The organism is Lactobacillus sp. (assembly GCF_051873315.1).
Taxonomy (GTDB): Bacteria; Bacillota; Bacilli; order Lactobacillales; family Lactobacillaceae; genus Lactobacillus.
In genome coordinates this window covers 1-1,800 of sequence record NZ_JBJEES010000109.1, presented here as the reverse complement: position 1 = coordinate 1,800, position 1,800 = coordinate 1, and the positions used below count along the sequence as shown (strand labels likewise).

The 1,800-nt window shown below is 49.4% G+C and carries 2 protein-coding genes; both read left to right on the top strand.

Annotated features, from left to right (window positions below):
• Positions 1-990, top strand: a 990-nt coding sequence (lysS, locus tag ACI32D_RS06395; protein WP_439775769.1) for a lysine--tRNA ligase, incomplete at its 5' end; no start/stop codon positions are given.
• Positions 991-1,141: 151 nt separating this feature from the next.
• On the top strand, positions 1,142-1,546 hold the full coding sequence (locus ACI32D_RS06390; protein ID WP_439775768.1) for a hypothetical protein: 405 nt from the start codon (positions 1,142-1,144) through the stop codon (positions 1,544-1,546).
• Positions 1,547-1,800 lie beyond the last annotated feature (254 nt).

Sequence of the window (1,800 nt, the reverse complement as noted above, 5' to 3'; positions counted from 1 at the left end):
ACCAAGATCATCCAGGCTATCCGTGACTACTTGAACGGGCAGGACTTCCTGGAAGTTGAAACTCCGGTTCTGCACAACATCCCAGGCGGGGCTGAAGCTCGTCCGTTCATTACCCACCACAACGCCCTGGACATCAACCTTTACATGCGGATCGCTTTGGAATTGCCACTGAAGCGTTTGATCGTCGGTGACATGGAACGGGTTTACGAAATCGGCCGGGTCTTCAGAAATGAAGGGATGGACCTGAAGCACAACCCTGAATTTACTGAACTGGAAACTTACGCTGCTTACTACGACTTCCACGATGTCATGGATGAAGCTGAAGGCATCATCCGGGCAGCTGCCAAGGTTGTTTCAGAAGATGGCAAGATCAACTACCAAGGCACTGACTTGGACTTGGGCAAGCCATTCCGTCGGGTGCACATGGTTGACCTGATCAAGGAATTAACTGGCGTTGACTTCTGGCAGCCAATGACTCTGGAAGAAGCCCGGAAGGTTGCCGCTGAACACCATGTTGAAGTTGAACCTTACTGGCAAGTTGGTCACATCATCAACGCCTTCTTCGAAGAATTTGGTGAAAAATCAATCGTTGACCCAACCTTCGTTTACGGCCACCCGGTTGAAGTTTCACCGCTGGCCAAGAAGAACGCGGATGATCCACGCTTCACTGACCGTTTCGAAATCTTCATCATGGGCAATGAATACGGCAACGCCTTCTCAGAACTGAACGACCCGCTTGACCAGCGGGAACGGTTCGAAGCCCAAATGGCTGAACGTGACGCCGGCAACGACGAAGCCGACATCATCGACGAAGACTACCTGCGGGCCATGGAATACGGTATGCCGCCTACGGGTGGTCTGGGCATCGGGATCGACCGTCTGGTCATGCTTTTGACCAACGCGGCTTCAATCCGCGACGTCCTGCTTTTCCCAACCATGCGGCCGGAAAAGATCGTCGACGACGAAAAGAACATTAAGCTGGACAAGTAGTCCAGATCGCTAAATTTAACTCTCCGGGCTTGGCCTGGGGAGTTTTTTATTGAAAAAATAAAACGAATCGTTTTCAAGATATAAATGTTAAGGCATTTTTGCTAGAATAAAGGCAATTAACTTGAGAGTTGCTTTTAGAAAAGGTGAATTTTTGCCAATCTACAGATACTTATTGTCGATTTTAACCACCATCTCCGCCTTGGCTGGGGCCTTTTTGGCTGCCAGCAGCGGCTTAGCGGCTTATTTGGCCAGCCAGCCAGTCAAGGCGGGGATTTTTGCCGTGCTCTGCCTTTTAGAGGGGCTTAGCGCCTACTTCCTCTGGCGGCCGGGGAAGCGGGTATTAGATATTTTAAATAGTGGCTTGCTGGCGTCAGCCCTGCTCCTCTTTTGGCAGGGAGAGGGACTGGCGGCTGGAGCTGCTCTGTCTTTATTGGCGATCAACTATCTGCTGAAAAAAGAAGAGACTTGGGCCTTGACTCTGGCTTTGGTCTTGAACCTGGTCTTTGCCGCTTTGACCATGTTGCCCCACCAGTTCATGTCTTTCCCGGCAGCTTAGTTTTCACGAAAGAAAAAATAGAATGAATTTGGATAAGATCAATTATTACGGGTTCAGCCGGGCGGGGGGCAATGTTTTGCTGGCCCGGTCTTGACTTTGGACGAAAAGCTCGTATACTTTAAATACAGATTAAGTTTTGCTGGGAAAGTGCTTTCAGCGGCTTAGTTTGGTGAATAGGACGATCAACCAGGGAATCACTGCCATGATTTCCTGGTTTTTGTTTGCAGACTTTTTAGCAAAAAAGAATTGACTTT